Source organism: Acinetobacter sp. 789_lipA, assembly GCF_058242845.1.
The window spans coordinates 2,499,386-2,518,295 of the sequence record NZ_JBZAYS010000001.1 but is presented as its reverse complement, the minus strand read 5'-3'; the positions used below and the strand labels follow the sequence as shown (position 1 = coordinate 2,518,295).

Below are 18,910 nucleotides of genomic sequence, written 5' to 3'. Positions count from 1 at the left end.
GTTAGACGTTAGTGTAATCTCAGGAGAATCACTTATATTCATTAAGTGATTCCTAAATGTTTGTTTTTAAGACAAACAAATTGAATAAAAAAATAAACTCCGCATTTAGCGGAGTTTATGTGACTGATCTAACACTTTAAAAACAGTATTGTTGAATCTTATTTCTCTGTTTCGAACAAAGCAGCAACAAAGGATTTTGCAGAGAATGGACGTAAGTCGTCAATTTTCTCACCAACACCAATGAAGCGAATTGGAACATGCGTACGACTGGCAATATTAAATAGTACACCACCTTTCGCAGTGCCGTCGAGTTTGGTAATCGTCAGGCCTGTCAAACCAACTGCCTCATCAAACATTTCTACTTGATTAATCGCATTTTGACCTGTTCCTGCATCGACCACCAACATAACTTCGTGTGGCGCAGTCGCATCGATTTTTTGCATGACACGTTTTACTTTGGTCAACTCTTGCATGAGATGCCCTTTGTTATGTAAACGACCTGCGGTATCTGCAATCAAGACATCAACACCTTTCGCACGCGCACTTTCAAACGCATCGAAAATTACGGAAGCGCTATCAGCGCCATGACCCTGTGCGACTACAGCAATATTATTACGTTCACCCCAAATTTGAAGCTGTTCAGTCGCTGCCGCACGGAAAGTATCCCCCGCAGCAAGCATCACTTTCTTGCCTTCACCTTGTAAACGTTTTGCCAATTTACCAATGGTTGTGGTTTTACCCACACCGTTTACACCCACCACTAAAATCACATAAGGCGTTTTGTTCGGATCGATATGTAAAGGTTTCACACGTGGTGCAAGTAATGCCACCAACTCTTCCTGAAGTGCTTTATATAGTGAGTGCGAGTAAATTAAATCGCCACGTGCAGTACGTTCAGTTAAGTTGGTAATAATGATTTTCGTTGCATCAACACCGATATCAGCTACTAGAAGCTGTTCTTCAACTTCTTCAAGCAGTTCATCATCAATTTCCTTACCGCCGATCAAAATATTGACCATACCATCGGCAAGGTTTTTACGGGTTTTGGTTAACCCTTCTTTCATGCGGCTAAAGAAACCGCCTTTTGCAGATGCATCTGCTTCTTCTGCGCTTGTTTCAGCAACCACAACTGGACTAACAACTGTTTGCTCTTTTGTTTCAACGATTGGCACATTGACCACAGGTAAACTTGGTAGTGTGACATCGTCATCCCCGATATCAGCATCAATCAAAAATTTGTTCTGCTCATTAGATTGCTGTTGCATGCCGAATCCTTGAAAAGCACTGCGTTAAAAAAGACGGATTCTACCATAAAAGATAGGCTTTCGCTTAGCAACAATACTTTATGTAAACACTTAACAAATCAATACTTCTGGCGCTTGATCTACTTCGCATTTTTCTTAAGAATGGTTATTTATTGAAATGCTTTAACTTCACTTCAACCTGAGCCCAAATTTTATATGCATCACTTATTAGTCACGCATTCTTATAAAAAAAGTTTAGTTGCACTGGGTTTAACTCTACTTTGTTTACCTATTACCACCCATGCACAAATACGCAGCGAACTTACCCGCAGTAGTTTTGAAACCACTTTAAGCAATGGCTTACAGGTGATTATCCGTGAAGATCACCGCTCCCCGATGGTCATGACCCAAATTTGGTACAAAGTCGGTAGCACTGATGAGTCTGGAAATATAACGGGTATTTCGCACGTACTGGAACATATGATGTTTAAAGGCACATCCAAGGTCCCCAATGACGAATTCAGTCGCTTAAGTCGAATTTATGGCGGTACAGTAAATGCCGCAACATTTACCAATTACACCAATTACTATCAGCTTTATCCCAAAACTTACTTTCCGATGGCTTTAGAGCTTGAAGCGGATCGTATGCGCAATCTCTTACTACGGAAACAAGACTTTGACCCTGAAATTAAAGTGGTGATGGAAGAGCGACGCCTGCGTACCGATGACAACCCCCGCTCACTCGCTTTCGAACGTTTCAAATGGATTTCGTATCCCACGAGTCACTATCGTCAACCCGTCATTGGCCACATGAAACACTTGCAAAATATAAGTCTAGATGACGTGAAGCAGTGGTATCAAAAATGGTATAGCCCAAACAATGCGATCTTGGTGATTGTGGGTGATGTCAATGCAGAATCCGCCCTCAGACAAGTTCAAAAATACTTTGGTGACATCAAAAGCCATCCAACACCTGTACGCAATGATGTGACTGAGTTTGAGAACGTTGGCTACCGTCATATGGAGCAAAATACCAATGTTGAGGTGCCAAATTTATATATGGCTTGGAATGTCAAATCGCTTGCAACAGCAAGCAATCCAGAAAATGTTTACGCGCTCACACTTATTCGAAGCTTGTTAGATAGCGGGATCAGCTCTCGATTACAACAACGCCTTGTACGCGACAAAAAATTAGCGACCGCACTGAGTGTCAGTTATGACCCCTATAACCGTGGAGACAGTTTGTTTAGTATCTCTGCACTTCCAGTCACTGGCGTGGAACTTCCTGAGCTACAAAAAGCCATTGAATATGAAATTGAGCGACTCAAAACAGAACTTGTTCAACCACAAGAGCTTGAACGGATTAGCACACGCTTTGTTGCAAACTTAATTTATGGCCAAGATGACATTATCGGGCAAGCAAAGATGATTGGAAACTTAGCCGTGAATGGCTTGAATTATCGACTAATGGATCAGCTTCCACAGCATTTTGAAGCGGTTACACCTGAAGATATTCAGCACGTTGCTCAAACTGCTTTTATCAGAGATAACTTAAGTACGTTGTACCTTGAACCAGAAAAGTAGGCCGCAAAATAATGAAAAATCAAAAGACCGCCTTTCGCCTGCTATTTATTACCATGTCTGCTTTTTGCACTACCAATGTAATTGCAGATGTAAGTACAAGTAGTGTTAGCAATGATGACCCACGTACATTACAGTCTATTGCTTCTCTACAAAGCTTAAAACAAGTTCAAACTAGCGACCTTTATACAGCACCACATGTACATGAACTTAAAAACAAATACAAAGTTCGAAGTCTATTTGTTGAGTCACCCGCCTTACCTATGGTGGATATTCAACTTACCTTTAATGCAGGCTCTGCACGAGATATAGAAGTAGAAAAAGGACTATATGGCGTTGCCAATATGGCGGCACAACTCATCGATGAAGGCACTACGCAACGTGATGCAGTTGAAATCGCGAATGCCTTTGAACAAGTCGGGGCTCGTTTTAGTGTAGCTGCACACCGTGACATGTTTGTGGTTCGACTGCGTTCGTTGTCTGACCCTAAAAAACTAGATGCTGCGGTAAGTACGATGCTTGAAGTATTAAAAGACTCTACTTTTAAAAATAACAGTATTAGTTTGATGGTGAGCAATACTCAAGTAGGTCAGAAGCAATTGAAAGAGAGCCCGAGTCGATTGATGAGCATTCGTTTCTATCGTGCGCTCTACGGTTCACACCCTTATGCGGAACCGATTACGGGAACCAATGGCAGTATTAAAAAAATTACGACTCAGCACTTAAAAAAATTCAGAGATGAATTTCTGGTTAGTCAAAATATGAATATTGCACTGACAGGCCAACTCAGTGTTAAACAAGCGCAGAAACTGGCTGAACGAATAAGTGCAGCCCTTCCGCAAGGTAAAGAAGCAAAGCCACTTGCTGTACCACAAGATAAACCTAACTTTGATATTCAACATATTGTATTTAATTCAACTCAAGCCCACGTCACCATGGGACATCTATCAACCACGCGGGATGATCCTGATCGTTTGGCGCTCGAACTGGCTAACCGTATGTTGGGTGGGGGTGGATTTAGCTCCATTTTAATGAAAGAACTACGCGTTAAACGTGGATACACCTATGGAGCAAACAGTGCTTTTACATTTAGTCAAGCGGCTGGAAGTTTTAGTCTAAGTTATTCAACCCAGCAAGATCAGCTCATGGACAGCATACAAGTGGCGCATAAAGCCCTAGTTGACTTTGTCCATCAACCAATTGATGCACAGCAGTTAGAAGAAACTAAAGCCGGTATGTTACGCAGCCTACCTAACAGCTATAGCAGCAATGCAAACATCAATGCACAACTCGGCTCTATAGGGTTTTATCAGCAAGATGCGAATTATTTAGCAGACTACCCAAAACGTTTAGCTACAATCACGCCTTTAGATGTTCAAAATGCGATACGTAAACATATTCACCCTGAGAGTCTTACCCTTGTGATTGTCAGTAACGCCTTAGATAAAGAGCAACTTCGACATATTTTAGAATTGAATCTTGATCCGAACATTAAGCAAAGCATACCGCATCCTGATCAAATTCCTGCGATTATTGAACCTCCGGAGCCAATGCCGGAAGCTGCTTCGCCCGATTCTGTTCAAACTGATGAGCCTGCATTAATCTAAAGTAATCAATATAGGAAATCTGGTTTTCCAAAACCAGATCTTGTGCCATCTCTTGTGTTTCTGGGAAAGTCGCTTGATGAGATAAGCGACTTACATTTTCAAATTGGCTTGGAGAAATGGGTCGAGATAAGGCAATACTCGATAAAATGACAATAAGCATAATGATCGATGCCATCAGACCATTATAAATTTGTACAAGCGTAATCTGTGATTTTAATTTAAGAATTTTTTGGATCGCAATGTGCATAACCTACCTCTAGTGAAACTAGTGTAAGTAGCGAATTGCATAATCACAAGTTGAAATGCTGAAAAATGCCCCCCATTAATGCTAAAGAGGACATAATTTCAGCAAGTCAGATTGTTTGTAAAGCAAAAGTCTAACCAACAATGCTACGAATAACTGCAAAATAGAGCACCAAGGCAATTACCCCCAATGCAATCATAATGGCGAAAGCCCCAACACCATTTTCTGCATCTGCAGGGTGTGCAGGATCGTCATCGGCAATACGTCTTAGCTCCCCATTGTATGTTTCATAAAAATCAGCCCGTTGATTTTCATCAAGCTGACGTGTGAAATCATAAACTCGTTTACGTTGTGCCAAACAAAAATCCCCAAGATGAATTTCTTGATGGAAAACTGCTTCATCTAATAGCGTTCGGTGATATTGCGCCAACGCTACAATTTGAGAAACAGTTGGAGGCATATCAAAATCAAAACCGTCTAATGTATTTGTCATGTTATTCTCCTTATAAAATACAGTTTCCTGTTTTATTATCATATTCAATCTTTTGATTGTTCATTGTTTAATCATGTAAACAAAATAAGATAAAGAATACTCGACAATATATTTGACAATTCCAGCAATTTGTAATAAATATTTAACATTAGCGTGATATTTATATCTAAAGGTAAAATTACCTTTAAGTGATCATAATTAGAATAAGGAGCTTAATATGATTCAACAAATCTCTCATCATGACTTAGAACATGCGTATGCGGATGCAGTAAACACCATTCAATCACAAATGAACTTCGTAGAAGCAGTACAACAGTTAGAAAGCGTTGCACGCGCTGGCCACGGTAAAGCAGCACTGTTTTTGGCAGAACTTTATTATCAAGGTTTCCGCGTAGAACGTGACTCGCTGAAAGCACAATACTGGCAACAGCTTGCCACCATGAAAGCATAATAAAACGTCACCTAGGTGGCGTTTTTTTTGAGGCTAACATTTTGATATGACATATTTATTTACATAGTTATGCAAAGCTTACACTGAACTTTCATCTTAATTATTTAAAATAGCGTCATGTTCCTTACTGACATAACGCTATGTACAAAATTTTAAAACTCCAACCGATTTCAAATCATTTATATTTAAAAATCAATATTCTAAGAGGCATGATGTACTGCGGTATTCTTTGGGGGCTTTACAACACTGAACAGCAAGGCTGGGCGATGACCTCAGATCATGATGACTATGTTTTCCCTTTTTGGCTCAATGGTTTACACGCACATCAATATGCTCAATTGCACTGGCCAAACTATATTCCTAAAAAAATCACACCGCAGGATTTCCAGAGCGCATTACTGCCTACTCTATCACGCTTAAAAGTCACCCCTGCGCTATGTAATGGCACAAAGCGTATGAAGCTCAGTACGTCTCAAATGCGTCACTTTTTCTTCAATGACGCTATTCTAGAGCCAGCTTAAGGTTCATTGAGAACAATAAAGTTCAATGAACTTATTATTTTATTGAGAGCTATGACTGTAAAGTATTTGCTTTTTTTTTAAATCGCGCTAATTTAAATATAAAACAATAACCACAACTGAGGATATGCCCTATGACCAATGTTGCTCAAGTATTAAAAGATAAAGCACATCAAGCAATCTACACCATCAGCCCTGAAGCCACGGTTCTTGAAGCAATTTCACTTATGGCAGATAAAGGCATTGGTGCACTTGTGGTCACACAAGAAGAACGTGTTGTAGGTATATTGTCCGAACGTGACTATATGCGCAAAGTCATGTTGATGGAACGTACTTCAAAGCAAACCACAGTCAATGAAATTATGACAGCAAAAGTACTGACGGTCACAACAGCAGTTACGGTTGAAGAATGTTTAGACCTGATGACAGATCGCCACCTACGTCACTTGCCTGTGGTTGAACAAGATAAATTATTAGGACTCATTTCTATTGGTGACTTGGTAAAAGCGGCAATGGATGATCAAAAGAAACTGATTGAGCAACTACAACAGTATATTTCAGGTTAAGTTTTAATGTTTAGGTGTTCAAGCATAAACATATACTCAGCATTGGCTATTAATGATAAAAACGAGATCATAAAAAATCCCTGCTCTAAGTAGGGATTTTTATATAACTATGAGAGGCTTAAAATTTAATTCAGACCTAATTTTGCAGCAACATAGTCTGCATCTTTGTCGCCACGACCAGATACGTTCACCACAATTTTAATATCTTTGGCCAACTTTGGAGCTTCACGAAGTACCCACGCCACGGCATGTGAACTTTCAAGCGCAGGTACAATTCCTTCAACTCGCGACAACCGCATAAATGCATCCAAGCACTCTTGATCAGTCGCAGTGGTGTATTCAACACGACCCAAGTCTTTCAGTAGACTGTGCTGTGGCCCGACACCAGGATAATCTAAACCTGAAGCAATCGAATGCACTGGTAACGGTTCACCTTGATCATTTTCAAGTACATAACACGCCATACCATGAATCTGACTTGGTTTACCTAAAGTTAAGGTTGCCGAGTGCATGTCGGTATCTAAACCATGACCTGCTGGTTCGACACCAATCAGTTTCACATCTACATCGTTTAAAAATGCGGTGAAAGCACCCATAGCATTTGAACCGCCACCCACACATGCAACCATATAATCTGGGTTAGCACCAAAGCGATCATGGGTTTGTGCTTTAATTTCTTTACCAATAATCGACTGGAAGTCTCGCACCATCATTGGAAATGGATGTGGCCCAACAACCGAACCAATAGCATAGATATAATGGGTTGGATCTTTTAAATACTCTTCAAAAGCACTGTCCACAGCATCTTTCAATGTTGCAGTACCACGTGTCACTGAAATGAGTGTTGCTCCAAGGATTTTCATTTTGACGACATTGGGATGTTCTTTTTCAATATCCACCTGCCCCATATGAATTTCACATGGAATCCCCACCAAAGCACAGGCTGTTGCTAATGCAACGCCGTGTTGACCTGCACCCGTTTCTGCAATCACTTTGGTTTTACCCATATATTTTGCAAGCAGCGCTTCACCCAAACAGTGATTAATTTTATGTGCGCCTGTGTGGTTTAAGTCTTCACCCTTTAGATATATCTTTGCCCCGCCCAACTGTTCAGATAACCGTTTTGCATAAAACAACGGACTTGGACGACCAACATAGTGTGCAAACAGTTCAGCAAGTTCAGTTTGAAATTCTTCTGTTACACGAATTTGCTCGTAAGCGACTTTAATGTCATCCATTGCCACTTTTAAGTGAGGTGGGATAAACTGACCGCCATAGTTCCCAAAAAAGCCCGCGTCATTCGGCAAAGCAATACCATTAATTTGATGATCCATTTTTTATGATCCTTATTCTTAAAATGTGCTTTCTTTCCAGCTTTATCGTGCTAAATACTTAGTCATATCCTCAACGCCTTTGAGGGTCATTGGGTACATATGGTCTTCAAAAATTTGCTTAATCAAACCAATCGTATGGGTGTAATGCCAATAACGATCTTCTTCTGGGTTCAACCATGCTGTTTTTTCAAAATGGTTACGTAAACGCTGTAGCCAAACATTGCCTGCTTCATCATTCATATATTCAACCGAACCACCCACAGAATTGAGCTCATAAGGTGCCATAGAAGCATCCCCAACCACAATTACACGATAGTCGCGTCCATAGGTATTGAATAAATCCCATGTATTCATTCGGGTGCTTGAGCGACGTACATTGTCTTTCCAAACATAGTCATATAAACAGTTATGGAAATAGAAATACTCTAAGGTTTTAAACTCAGTTTTCGCCGCACTAAAAAGTTTTTCGCATTGTGCAATGTGTGAATCCATCGATCCACCCACATCAAACAACATCAGCACCTTAATGCGATTACGACGTTCAGGCACGAGCTGCACATCGAGTATGCCTTGCTTCGCGGTTTCACGAATTGTACCGTCGATGTCTAACTCTTCAGCCGCACCTTGTCTGGCAAACTTACGCAAACGACGCAATGCCATTTGCATCTGACGCGTTCCGAGAATTTGATCATCATCCAAATTCTGATATTTACGTTGTTCCCAAACTTTTACAGCAGAACGTTTACGTCCCGGCCCACCAATACGCACCCCTTCAGGATGATCACCATAAGCACCAAATGGAGACGTTCCTCCAGTGCCGATCATCTTGTTTCCACCCTGATGTTTCTTATGCTGTTCACGCAAGCGTTCTTCCAGCATTTTCATGAGTTCTTCTAATGAACCTGCTTTCTTTAATTCTTCACGCTGCTCAGGAGTTAGATGCTTTTCTAAGAGTTCTAAATCGAACCAGTCTTTCGGTAACTTTTGAACTTTATTGAGTAAATCATCTAAATCAAAAGTTGAAATTCCATCAAAATAGTCCTTCATACCTCGGTCAAATTTGTCAAAGAAGCGTTCATCTTTCACCATAATGGTTTTGGCGAGTTGATAAAACTCTTCTTGATCGGCAAAGACCAAACCTGAAGCAACAGCTTCATTCAAATCGATCAGTTCACGCGTCGAGACAGGAACACCGTATTTGCGTAAGGTATAAAACAAGCGCACAAACATGCGTGTTTCTCCTTTAGCGACGTGACGTGAAGGCTAAACGCTCAAGCAACTGTACATCTTGTTCGTTTTTAATGAGTGCGCCATATAAAGGTGGAATGGCTTTAGACTTATCATGATTACGCAGTACATCTTCTGGCATATCGTCGGCCATGAGCAAGCTTAACCAGTCAATCAACTCAGAGGTTGATGGTGGTTTTTTTAGACCCGGAACTTGACGTAATTTGAAGAAAACTTGTAATGCTTCATTGACCAATGCCGTTGAAATTTGCGGGAAATGAACATCGATAATTTCACGCATGGTTGCGTCGTCTGGAAATTCAATATAATGGAAGAAACAACGACGCAAGAATGCGTCTGGAAGTTCTTTTTCATTATTTGAAGTAATAATCACAATAGGACGTTGTGATGCAGTAATGGTTTCGCCCGTCTCATATACATAGAAAGACATCTTATCCAATTCATGCAACAAGTCGTTTGGAAACTCAATGTCCGCCTTATCAATTTCATCAATCAATAAAACACAACGTTCTTCACTGGTGAATGCTTCCCACAATTTACCCGGTTTAATATAGTTTTTAATGTCATAAACACGGTCGTCACCCAGTTGGCTGTCACGTAGACGTGAAACCGCATCATACTCATATAAACCTTGCTGGGCTTTTGTGGTTGACTTGATGTGCCAAGTCAATAATTTTAAGCCTAAGCTCTCAGCCACTTGTTCAGCCAGTAAAGTTTTGCCCGTACCCGGCTCACCTTTGACCAATAAAGGCTTTTGTAAGCTACGTGCAGCTTTTACAGCAAGTTTTAAACTATCGGTAGCGATGTACTGATCTGTACCCGTAAATTGTTGTGTTTCAACAGACATGATTAAACCTTATTTTTATTAATTACAGCGGTGAATGATTGTTACTGATAACTACTTTGGTTTTATTAGCCACATATTTTGACCAAAAGAAACCGATCACAAGCCCCACACCCATGACAAAGAGAATCAGTGACAAATTTGACCAAATGAGTGCTGATTCTTTCGTTAACACACCGAAAAGCAAGCCAAAAATAGCCGGTGCAATCGATGAATTTGGCCCTTCGGAAACCGTTGGCGTCAATAAAATGGCAAAGATCATCATCCATGTGATGCCACCCAACAGCTTCGGTAGACGTGTGGCAATGGAATACCAACACCACAAAATCAGCAAACTGCCCAAAAGGTAAACTGTGACAGCAATACTGTCTTCAGGAATTGAATCGAGCATTGAAAGAAAACTATCCACGGTGCAACTCCTGAATTATGCTTTATGCGCCACGAAGGCCTTCTGGTGCCGCAGCGTTCGGATTGATTAATCCTTCTGGCGGCATTTGTAGAAAGAAGCCTTGAGTTTGAATCGAATCCATGACATGCAATACATTTACACGGGCCAATTTACGCGCTTCACTCAGCTCTAATGACATCACAAAAGTCGCTCGACCAAATGCAACACGAACAGCTTCAGGTAAAACATTCAATGGGCTAAAATCTTCAACGGCTTGATCGGCTTCAGTTGGACAAGCAATATAAAGATACATTTCATCTTTTTTACTTGATTTATAAATAGAACATTGCATATCTAAAACAGCACTCAAATAACTCAAGCCACAGGATACATCAAATAAAAGCAGCTGACATTAGTCATGATTAACGCATCAGTCGTGATTTTGTATAAATATTCAAACTTCAGACCAATTGACTAATTATTAATCCATGACTTTCATTTGCGTCGAAAGATAGCTTTCATCACGGCGTAGGAGTTGAATTAAAGGTTGGGTTAACAAATCATAGCGCCAACCTAATAAATAATCAGGCAAGTCTTGCTCATCATTATGAAAAACGACATGCTGATGTAAGGCATTCATCCACTTTTTGCGCATCAACACTTCTTTAGGAATGCTGGTTTCATTGACCACATTTTGAATTAAGTGATCAATCTTCTCCCCCACATCTTTTGAAGAGTGACGGATGGGACGTGCCATGCGTAGCGGCCAATCTGCTTGCTCAGGCAAGAACTTCACCAAATCTAAAATGGTTTTGCCGTGCTCGCGGACGACGTTTTGACGTATGTTTTTTACACCCGATAACTGAAACGCATTTTTCGGATTTTTCTCAACCAAATCAATCATGCTTGAGTTTTTCAAAATGAAACTACGTGGTGTATTTAGCGCTTTCACCATGTGTTCACGCCATACAGCCAACTGCTGCAACTGCATTAACTGACGACGTGAATGTCGATAGTTACCAATATCTTGATAGAGTAAATGCAAAGGCGTTTCTGTCGCGATCTCTTGCGTCAGATGCTGACAGTCTTCAAGTGCAAAATGTAAGAGTGACTTTGAATCAAGTTCTTGTTTAACTTTTTCAGAGAGATTCATTAAGTACAGCACATCGTTTGCCGCATAGCTCAATTGTGCAGGGCTTAATGGACGTGCCAACCAGTTTGAACGCGTTTCCCCTTTGTCGATATCGACATCCAACATTTGTTTCAGTGCATTTTGATAGCTCACTTGTAGACCATGTCCTAAGAAAGACATGCCCACTTGGGTATCAAATACATTGTTTAAGGTTTTATGCTGTGCATAGTGATAAATCAGGTCGATATCTTCACTACAGGCATGAAAGACATTTTGCTGTGCACGAAAAAGTTTATTCCAAAATTCAGTTAAATCGAGTGTCGTACCATCGAGTAAATAGACATTGTTTTCGACATTGATTTGAAATACGCCTAACTTTGGCCATAAGGTATCGACTTTGATGAATTCTGTATCGAGTCCATAGACTTCGTTACGATCCATTTTTTCTAAGACTGGTGTTAAGTCTTGTTGCTGCTGAATAAACTGAAACATATCCTACTGCGTCTAATGCTAGATGCTCTTTGGGCTATCTTACCTGAATAAGATGATTTAGCTATCAAGATTTCTAAGGGTTTTTTAATTATTTGCCGTTTTTTGTGATTTTTTTATACAACTAGATTCAAATTAATATTTTTTTTATCTTACTCAAGATTTCAATCTTGTAGCTCAACTAAAAAATGAAACAAGTATCGAAATACTTATTTCATTCGCATTCTATTATGTACAGCTTGGCTTAAGGTATGGCTATCGACATATTCAAGTTCACCACCCTGTGGTACGCCTTGTGCAATACGCGTCATTTGGATCGGTAAATGTTTCGTTGCCTCAACCAAATAATGCGCTGTGGCCTGACCTTCTACCGTTGCATTGGTCGCCAAAATCACTTCTGTTACTTTACCATCGCCTAAACGCTGGATTAGATAAGGAATGCCGATCTCTTCAGGCCCAACACCATCAAGTGGGGATAAATGCCCACCCAATACATGATACTTACCACGGAAACTGCCACTTTGCTCAATCGCCATCACATCTGCTGGAGACTCAACCACACAAAGTAGTTGATCGTCACGTTCATGCGAGATGCAAATATCACAAACTTCGTTTTCAGTCAGTGAGTGACACAAACTGCATTCGTGAATATAGCTGGTGGCTTCGTTCAAAGCATGTGCAAGACCCACAGCCCCTTCACGATTTTTCATAATCAGATGAAGCGCCATGCGCTGAGCCGATTTTGGCCCAACACTTGGCAAAATACGTAAAGCTTGTACCAATTGATCAAAACGATCGCTAAACACTATACGTATTCCTTAATTAGAATAAACCAGCTAGACCTGGTGGTAAGCCTGCACCTGAGTTCGCAGCTTTCATACGCTCTTCAGTGATTACTTCGGCTTGACGTGCAGCATCATTCATTGCCGCAGCAATTAAGTCTTCAATCATATCTGCATCATCTTGCAATAATTCAGGATTGATTTCGATACGTTTTACCACATTACGGCAAGTCATCGTCACTTTAACCAAACCACCACCAGCTTCAGCATGCACTTCAGTTTGCGCAAGCTCTTCTTTAGCTTTTTTAATGTTGCTTTCCATGTCTTTTTGCATGCGTTGAGCTTGTTGCATTAACATATTAATGTTCATTAAAATCTCCGAACATAAAATTAAAAAATTAGATTAAGTCTAAACCACGTGTGATATCGCGAATAATATCATCAATATCTTCTAAACCAACAGAAACACGAATTAAACCTTCACGAATTCCTGCGGCTTGTTTCGCTTCTGGTGAAAGTTTGCCATGGGTAGTCGTTGCAGGATGGGTAATGGTCGATTTGGCATCGCCCAAGTTGCCTGTAATTGAAATAAACTGAGTATTGTCAATAACAGTCCATGCCCCTTCGCGCTCGCCTTTCACTTCAAAAGAAACGATCCCACCAAAGCCTGTTTGTTGCTTCGCTGCAAGTTCATGCCCAATATGCTCTGGTAAACCTGCGTAATACACTTTTTCGACTTTCGGGTGTGTATTTAAGAATTCTGCCAGCTTTTGCGCACTTGCTGAGTGCTCACGCATACGTAAACGTAAAGTCTCTAAGCCTTTTAAAAATACCCATGCATTGAAAGGACTCATTGAAGGCCCTGTAGTACGCACATAACCAAATACTTCTTCGAGTAGTTTATGACTACCCACTACTGCACCACCAAGAGCACGACCTTGACCATCCAAATACTTCGTCGCTGAATAAATCACCAAGTCCGCACCAAACTCAATTGGACGCTGTAATACTGGTGTGCAGAAACTATTATCAATCGCTAAAAGTGCGCCATTGGCATGTGCGATATCAGCAAGTGCTTGAATGTCTGCCACTTCAGCCAAAGGATTCGACGGAGACTCAACAAAGAGCAATTTAGTTTCAGGCTTAACGGCATTTTTCCATGCATCTAAATCTGTTAAATCGACAAAGTCGACAGTTACACCAAACTTAGCCACATATTTTTCAAACAAAGATACGGTCGAACCAAATACCGCACGTGAACAAATCACATGATCGCCCAGTTTTAAAAATGACATTGCCACGGCCATAATTGCGGCCATACCTGAACTGGTTGCCACTGCCCGCTCTGCACCTTCTAAAGCTGCAAGGCGTTTTTCAAACATTGCAACAGTTGGGTTGGTAAAACGCGAGTAGATGTTCCCTGGCTCTTGACCTGAAAATTTTGCTGCGGCCTCTGCTGCATTTTCATAGACAAATGATGAAGTTAGAAAGATAGGTTCGCCATGTTCTCCCTCGAAACTACGCGTATGCCCAGTACGAATGGCTAAGGTATCTAATTGGTATTCAAATTCGTCTTGTAGGCTCATGGCTCTGGTTCAGTCGACAGACTGCCTTTGTAAAGAATTGCCAACATTTTGAGCGTCTAGGCTATTTAAGGTCAAGGTAAAATACGCGAATATTGATTAGACTTCGATCAAACTTTCTGCTTATTTGAGATCTAAGACCTATATGCACGCTTTAAAAACTAAAATTTCAACGCATCAAAATAAATTAAAGAATCTTTCTACGCGCATTTTTAATGGAAAGTCACTCATTTTGTCACAAAGCACACCTTATGAAGTGATTGAAACATTTGATCTGACCCAAATTCGCTATTACGCACCTGAAGTGCGTAAGTATAAAGAACCCTTGGTTTTTGTGGTCCCGCTAGCCATCAATATGTCTATTTACGACCTTTACCCTTATCGCTCACTGGTGAAGTACTTCCAACAACAAGGCTTTGCCGTATATGTGATTGATTGGGGGAAATTAAATATTCATAACCGTCATTTTAACTTTCTGACGTTTATTGATCATTATATTCCACTCTGTATACAAAGCATTTTAAAACATAGTGATAGCGAGCAAATTTCTCTGCATGGTTGGAGTATGGCTGGCATTTTCGTGACCTTGTATACCGCCCTACATCAACCCAATTTTGTGAAAAATTTAATGGTTTTAGGGAGCCCAATTGACAGTTATAAATCTGGGCGAAATGGACAGTTCTTTGCATATCTCAATCGAATCATTTCAAAAAGCAAAGCAATACAACAGCAAATTTATCAGGGCAAAATACCAAAGCGCCTGCTTCATACCACTGGGAGATTAAATACTTTTGGTTTTAAAATCATTGATCCTATCGGTTGGTTTCAAAGTCATAAAAACCTACTGCTTAATTTAGATGATCATGAAGCTTTGTATGAACATGCCACCATTGGCGGTTTTCTCAATCGTATGATTGATTATCCCGGCGGCATTAACCAAGACATGCTTTTTAATGTTTGGCTGCGTAATCCACTCAAAACTGGACTAATCACATTAAATGAGAAAAGCATTGCTTTAAAAAATATACAGTGCTCATTGCTTGTAGCTGCGGGGACAACAGACCAACTTGTTACAGCAGAGGCAGCTCAACCATTAACCCAATTGACAAGTAGCACCGATGTCACGTTTACTCTTATCCCAGGGGGACATTTAGGACTGATGTCGAGTAAGCGTAGTGCCGATGAATTTTGGCCACAACTGGCTCAGTGGTTAAGTGAACGTTCAAGTAAAATTTAAATACTAAGGTTTGAGATGATTCAGTCAGTTGCATTTATCGGTCTAGGCGCCATGGGTTATCGCATGGCATCACACTTACCTAAACACTTTGAACACGTGTGGGTATGGAATCGCAATTTTGATAAAGCAAAACAACATGCGGAAGCCTATGGCACGCAGGCGGTCGAACTTGCGCAAGCCGTTCAGGCCGATGTAGTCTTCTCTTGCCTTCCAACCAGTCAAGATATTGAAGACTTACTTGCACAAGTTGAGCTTAAAGCAGGCAGTATTTGGGTCGATTGCACCAGCGGTGTACCTTCTTCTGCAAAAAAAGTAGCTGAACTGCTTAAACAGCAAGGTGTGGACTTTTTAGATGCACCTGTGAGTGGTCAAACCATTGGCGCTGATAATGCAACCCTTACGGTTATGATCGGTGGTGATGCCGCAGCTTTTGAACGCGCACTACCAGCGATTCAAGCGTTTGGTAAACTGATTAAACACGTGGGCGAATCGGGTGCTGGTTTTGCAGTTAAAGCCGTAAACAATATGCTTTTGGCTGTGAACCTCTGTGCTGTTGCCGAAGGGTTTACCACACTCAAGGCTCATGGCGTAAACTTAAACGAAGCATTGGATTGCATTAATGCATCGAGTGGTAAAAGTGGCGTCACTGAAACTGTTTTGCCCCAGCGCATTCTCAACCGCAGCTTCCCGCTTACTTTTGCACTCCCCCTATTAGCAAAAGATACGGGCATTGCCGTTGATTTAGTCCGCGAAGCAAAACTATCCGCACCTGTGATTGGACTGGCTCAAAGTTTAATTCAAAGTGCCAGTGATTTATCTGAAGCAGACAGCGATTTTTCTTCCGCAGTTAAACTATATGAGTCATGGAGCAAAATTACTTTAGAGTAATGCTTATCATAGTCAGTCATACTTTAACTTTAATCATAAGTAAAGCTATTCCGATGGCCGAACAAAAAGCCTCATAAAGAGGCTTTTTGTATATTTCTAATTTTATTGACGTTTTGATTCATTAAATGTCTAACTACATATTTAAAAATTATACGCTGTATCGGACTGAGCTCTTGTTGATGTAGATTATAAAAATCATCTGGGCTATCAAATAAACCGAAATCTTGGTTAATCCCCTTGTCTTGGATAAAAGTATCATTCAAATTCCAATCAATAGGTGGATTTTCAAAGTTCTCGGTAAATACCCCAAAACCACAAAAGGTTGTTGTTTGATGCTTATTTATACTTTGTAATTTTTCTAGATAGAGTCGATCAAGAATTACACCCTCCTGAATATACCATTGTCCATTCACATGAACTTCGACCCAACTATGTAAAATATTCTTGGGCGATAACTTATACCAAATGCCTTTGATTGCGCCTTTTTGTAGGGCTTTATCGATGGTAAACCCATGTATCCGCGTGGCTACACCCACTGCTCGGAGTAACGCCATCAATAACGTTGCTTTGGTATTACACTGACCATAACCGTCGCTTAAGACTTGAGATGCCTGTATCGTATCTCCCGTGTTATAGCCAAATTGAACTTCATCACGAACAAAGTTATAAATATTCCTCACCTTATTAACTTCATCAAGATCTCTCCATTTGCGTTGTTCAATCAAGTTTTGAATCGATGGATGGTAGTAATCTAAAATCGGCGTCTGTTCTAACAGCCTTTGCATACTCAGCTCTCCAATATAGTCATTTTGATTTAAAAACATGGAGTTAGTCCAAGGTCAATGTTTTTACTGCCCACTTTTATAATGAATTAAGATTAAAGATTGTTTTGAGCTTGATTAATTTTATAGCAGAGCTCTATATACTCAATTAATTCGGCACATATACTTGTGTATAAAAAAACTAATTAAATTTAGGATAAAAAATTTATGCTTAAAGTCATTGCTCAGGATTTTATTAAACTAGAACATCTTAATAGAGTCATGCCTTTATATCGTGAACTTGTAGAAAAAACAAAAGCTGAACCGAGATGTATATCCTACGACCTATTTATTGATCAGAAAGATGCTGGGCATTTTATATTTATTGAAGAATGGCCTGATCGCGCTGCACTAGATGCGCATTGTGAAACGGAGCATTTTAAAAGACTAGTACCGTTAATTGACCAATACCAAAGTGCTGCAGGAACCTATATATTAATGGATGAGTTTTTACACCAAAGTAGCTTCACCTAGATCGAATATGGTATCGAAAAATAAAACTATCCGATAAATACGTCCCTGTATAATTGCAACCAAACATCTTGATTTAAATATTTTCATCTTTCATTGCAGGCATAAGGATTTCTTTAACACAAGATGCATTACTGGTGGAGATGATAAATATTGTGGCTAAAATAACATCGGACAAAGGAATTAAAGCATGATTGGTCTCTGCCAATACAGTTGCGGTTGGAACATCTGCTTCATATTCTGTTGCCAAATACCCTAGGTTTAAAACACTTACCCCAATCAGGTCATTACGCAAAATCTCCCGCAATGATTGAGCAATTCCACGCAAAGCATATTTCGTTGCAGAAAAGACCAACTCTTTGCCATTATGATTATCTACACCCCATGTAGAACCAATCAATATGACTTTAGCGTTATCCGATAACTTTAAATTTTCTATCAAGGACTGAAGAGACTGAATACAGGTATTAATGTTTGTATTTAGAATGGTATTTAACTCGGCAGATGAAACCTCTTCAAAGTTATAATTCTCTGTAAAAGCATTATTTTCCCAGATTCCAACATTATAAATAAGAACATCTATTTTCTCTTCTTTGACTGCTTTTTTTACTTTATCCACCGCATCTTCAGGAGTAGATAAATCTGCACAAATCCAATTCAATTGAGCATTATTTTTAGGAATAGAACGAGAGACACCATAAATTTTATCCTGAGCTTCAAGCACTAAGTTTACAATCGCTTTGCCTAAGCCTCTACTTGCGCCATAAATTAGAAATGTTCGACCTAAACCATTCATATTTTAATTCATCCTTTCATAACGAACTGCATAATGATTTAAACTTAAGTTAAGTTTAAATCAAGCTTTATTCATCATTTTATATTTAGCCGTTAAAGATTATGATTACCTAAGTCACAGACAATAATTTATTTTCTACCCACTTATTTCAAGTAAATCCCCAGCACAAGGGATTCAATAATAAAATAGCAAT

General features: G+C 39.9%; 21 protein-coding genes. 8 read left to right on the top strand and 13 right to left on the bottom strand.

All coding sequences use genetic code 11. From position 1 onward, the window contains the following. Nucleotides 1–158 precede the first annotated feature (158 nt). Nucleotides 159–1,265, bottom strand: a complete 1,107-nt coding sequence (gene ftsY / locus AC4CUZ_RS12245; protein ID WP_490747654.1) for a signal recognition particle-docking protein FtsY — start codon at nt 1,263–1,265, stop codon at nt 159–161. A gap of 195 nt (nt 1,266–1,460) precedes the next feature. On the opposite strand from ftsY, the gene AC4CUZ_RS12240 reads away from it, so the two are divergent. Beyond that, entirely contained in the window at nt 1,461–2,828 is a 1,368-nt protein-coding gene (locus tag AC4CUZ_RS12240) for a M16 family metallopeptidase (RefSeq protein ID WP_490747653.1), read from the top strand. An 11-nt stretch (nt 2,829–2,839) separates the two neighbouring features. Next, nucleotides 2,840–4,432: a M16 family metallopeptidase gene (locus AC4CUZ_RS12235; protein WP_279692280.1), complete on the top strand. Its 1,593-nt coding sequence runs from the start codon at nt 2,840–2,842 to the stop codon at nt 4,430–4,432. A 377-nt stretch (nt 4,433–4,809) separates the two neighbouring features. On the opposite strand, the gene AC4CUZ_RS12230 is transcribed toward AC4CUZ_RS12235, so the two are convergent. After that, nucleotides 4,810–5,169 (bottom strand): hypothetical protein, encoded by a 360-nt coding sequence (locus AC4CUZ_RS12230; protein WP_004697078.1) that lies wholly within the window; start codon nt 5,167–5,169, stop codon nt 4,810–4,812. Nucleotides 5,170–5,386: 217 nt separating this feature from the next. Between AC4CUZ_RS12230 and AC4CUZ_RS12225 the strand changes: the two genes are divergently transcribed. The 3 genes from AC4CUZ_RS12225 (at nt 5,387) to AC4CUZ_RS12215 (ending at nt 6,704) form a co-directional block, all read left to right on the top strand. Then, nucleotides 5,387–5,620, top strand: a complete 234-nt coding sequence (locus tag AC4CUZ_RS12225; protein ID WP_004697075.1) for an SEL1-like repeat protein — start codon at nt 5,387–5,389, stop codon at nt 5,618–5,620. 140 nt (nt 5,621–5,760) lie between these two features. Beyond that, nucleotides 5,761–6,141 carry a DUF2750 domain-containing protein gene (locus AC4CUZ_RS12220; protein WP_114837285.1) on the top strand — a complete coding sequence of 127 codons (381 nt, stop codon included), beginning with the start codon at nt 5,761–5,763 and terminating at the stop codon, nt 6,139–6,141. Nucleotides 6,142–6,272: 131 nt separating this feature from the next. Then, the gene (locus tag AC4CUZ_RS12215; RefSeq protein ID WP_114837284.1) at nt 6,273–6,704 is read left to right on the top strand and encodes a CBS domain-containing protein; all 432 of its coding nucleotides are present in this window, start codon (nt 6,273–6,275) and stop codon (nt 6,702–6,704) included. A 125-nt stretch (nt 6,705–6,829) separates the two neighbouring features. Here the strand turns inward: AC4CUZ_RS12215 and trpB are convergent, their stop codons facing one another. The 9 genes from trpB to AC4CUZ_RS12170 form a co-directional block, all read right to left on the bottom strand. Continuing rightward, nucleotides 6,830–8,038, bottom strand: a complete 1,209-nt coding sequence (gene trpB / locus AC4CUZ_RS12210; protein WP_490747652.1) for a tryptophan synthase subunit beta — start codon at nt 8,036–8,038, stop codon at nt 6,830–6,832. Nucleotides 8,039–8,080: 42 nt separating this feature from the next. After that, nucleotides 8,081–9,268, bottom strand: coding sequence for a vWA domain-containing protein (locus AC4CUZ_RS12205; protein ID WP_004984640.1), 1,188 nt, complete (start codon nt 9,266–9,268; stop codon nt 8,081–8,083). 13 nt (nt 9,269–9,281) lie between these two features. Continuing rightward, nucleotides 9,282–10,133: an AAA family ATPase gene (locus AC4CUZ_RS12200; protein WP_490747651.1), complete on the bottom strand. Its 852-nt coding sequence runs from the start codon at nt 10,131–10,133 to the stop codon at nt 9,282–9,284. A 22-nt stretch (nt 10,134–10,155) separates the two neighbouring features. Beyond that, nucleotides 10,156–10,539: a hypothetical protein gene (locus tag AC4CUZ_RS12195; RefSeq protein WP_058951935.1), complete on the bottom strand. Its 384-nt coding sequence runs from the start codon at nt 10,537–10,539 to the stop codon at nt 10,156–10,158. A 22-nt stretch (nt 10,540–10,561) separates the two neighbouring features. Then, the gene (locus AC4CUZ_RS12190; RefSeq protein WP_279698139.1) at nt 10,562–10,870 is read right to left on the bottom strand and encodes a YcgL domain-containing protein; all 309 of its coding nucleotides are present in this window, start codon (nt 10,868–10,870) and stop codon (nt 10,562–10,564) included. Nucleotides 10,871–10,999: 129 nt separating this feature from the next. Beyond that, entirely contained in the window at nt 11,000–12,142 is a 1,143-nt protein-coding gene (locus AC4CUZ_RS12185; protein WP_490747650.1) for a ribonuclease D, read from the bottom strand. A 206-nt stretch (nt 12,143–12,348) separates the two neighbouring features. Continuing rightward, nucleotides 12,349–12,945: a recombination mediator RecR gene (gene recR / locus AC4CUZ_RS12180; RefSeq protein WP_005401228.1), complete on the bottom strand. Its 597-nt coding sequence runs from the start codon at nt 12,943–12,945 to the stop codon at nt 12,349–12,351. 16 nt (nt 12,946–12,961) lie between these two features. Next, entirely contained in the window at nt 12,962–13,291 is a 330-nt protein-coding gene (locus AC4CUZ_RS12175) for a YbaB/EbfC family nucleoid-associated protein (RefSeq protein WP_004697049.1), read from the bottom strand. A gap of 28 nt (nt 13,292–13,319) precedes the next feature. Continuing rightward, nucleotides 13,320–14,507, bottom strand: coding sequence for an O-succinylhomoserine sulfhydrylase (locus AC4CUZ_RS12170; RefSeq protein WP_234304983.1), 1,188 nt, complete (start codon nt 14,505–14,507; stop codon nt 13,320–13,322). A 142-nt stretch (nt 14,508–14,649) separates the two neighbouring features. Between AC4CUZ_RS12170 and AC4CUZ_RS12165 the strand changes: the two genes are divergently transcribed. Together AC4CUZ_RS12165 and AC4CUZ_RS12160 are read left to right on the top strand one after the other, a co-directional pair. Further along, nucleotides 14,650–15,741 (top strand): alpha/beta fold hydrolase, encoded by a 1,092-nt coding sequence (locus tag AC4CUZ_RS12165; RefSeq protein ID WP_078426762.1) that lies wholly within the window; start codon nt 14,650–14,652, stop codon nt 15,739–15,741. Nucleotides 15,742–15,756: 15 nt separating this feature from the next. Beyond that, nucleotides 15,757–16,629 carry an NAD(P)-dependent oxidoreductase gene (locus AC4CUZ_RS12160; protein ID WP_005401225.1) on the top strand — a complete coding sequence of 291 codons (873 nt, stop codon included), beginning with the start codon at nt 15,757–15,759 and terminating at the stop codon, nt 16,627–16,629. A gap of 71 nt (nt 16,630–16,700) precedes the next feature. On the opposite strand, the gene AC4CUZ_RS12155 is transcribed toward AC4CUZ_RS12160, so the two are convergent. Continuing rightward, a complete protein-coding gene (locus AC4CUZ_RS12155) occupies nt 16,701–17,453 on the bottom strand; it encodes a transglutaminase-like domain-containing protein (protein WP_419381392.1) in 753 nt (250 codons plus the stop codon). Nucleotides 17,454–17,618: 165 nt separating this feature from the next. On the opposite strand from AC4CUZ_RS12155, the gene AC4CUZ_RS12150 reads away from it, so the two are divergent. Further along, complete coding sequence (locus tag AC4CUZ_RS12150) at nt 17,619–17,924, top strand: putative quinol monooxygenase (RefSeq protein ID WP_004697038.1); 306 nt, start codon at nt 17,619–17,621, stop codon at nt 17,922–17,924. A 73-nt stretch (nt 17,925–17,997) separates the two neighbouring features. Here the strand turns inward: AC4CUZ_RS12150 and AC4CUZ_RS12145 are convergent, their stop codons facing one another. After that, nucleotides 17,998–18,717, bottom strand: a complete 720-nt coding sequence (locus AC4CUZ_RS12145; protein WP_490747649.1) for an SDR family NAD(P)-dependent oxidoreductase — start codon at nt 18,715–18,717, stop codon at nt 17,998–18,000. Nucleotides 18,718–18,910 lie beyond the last annotated feature (193 nt).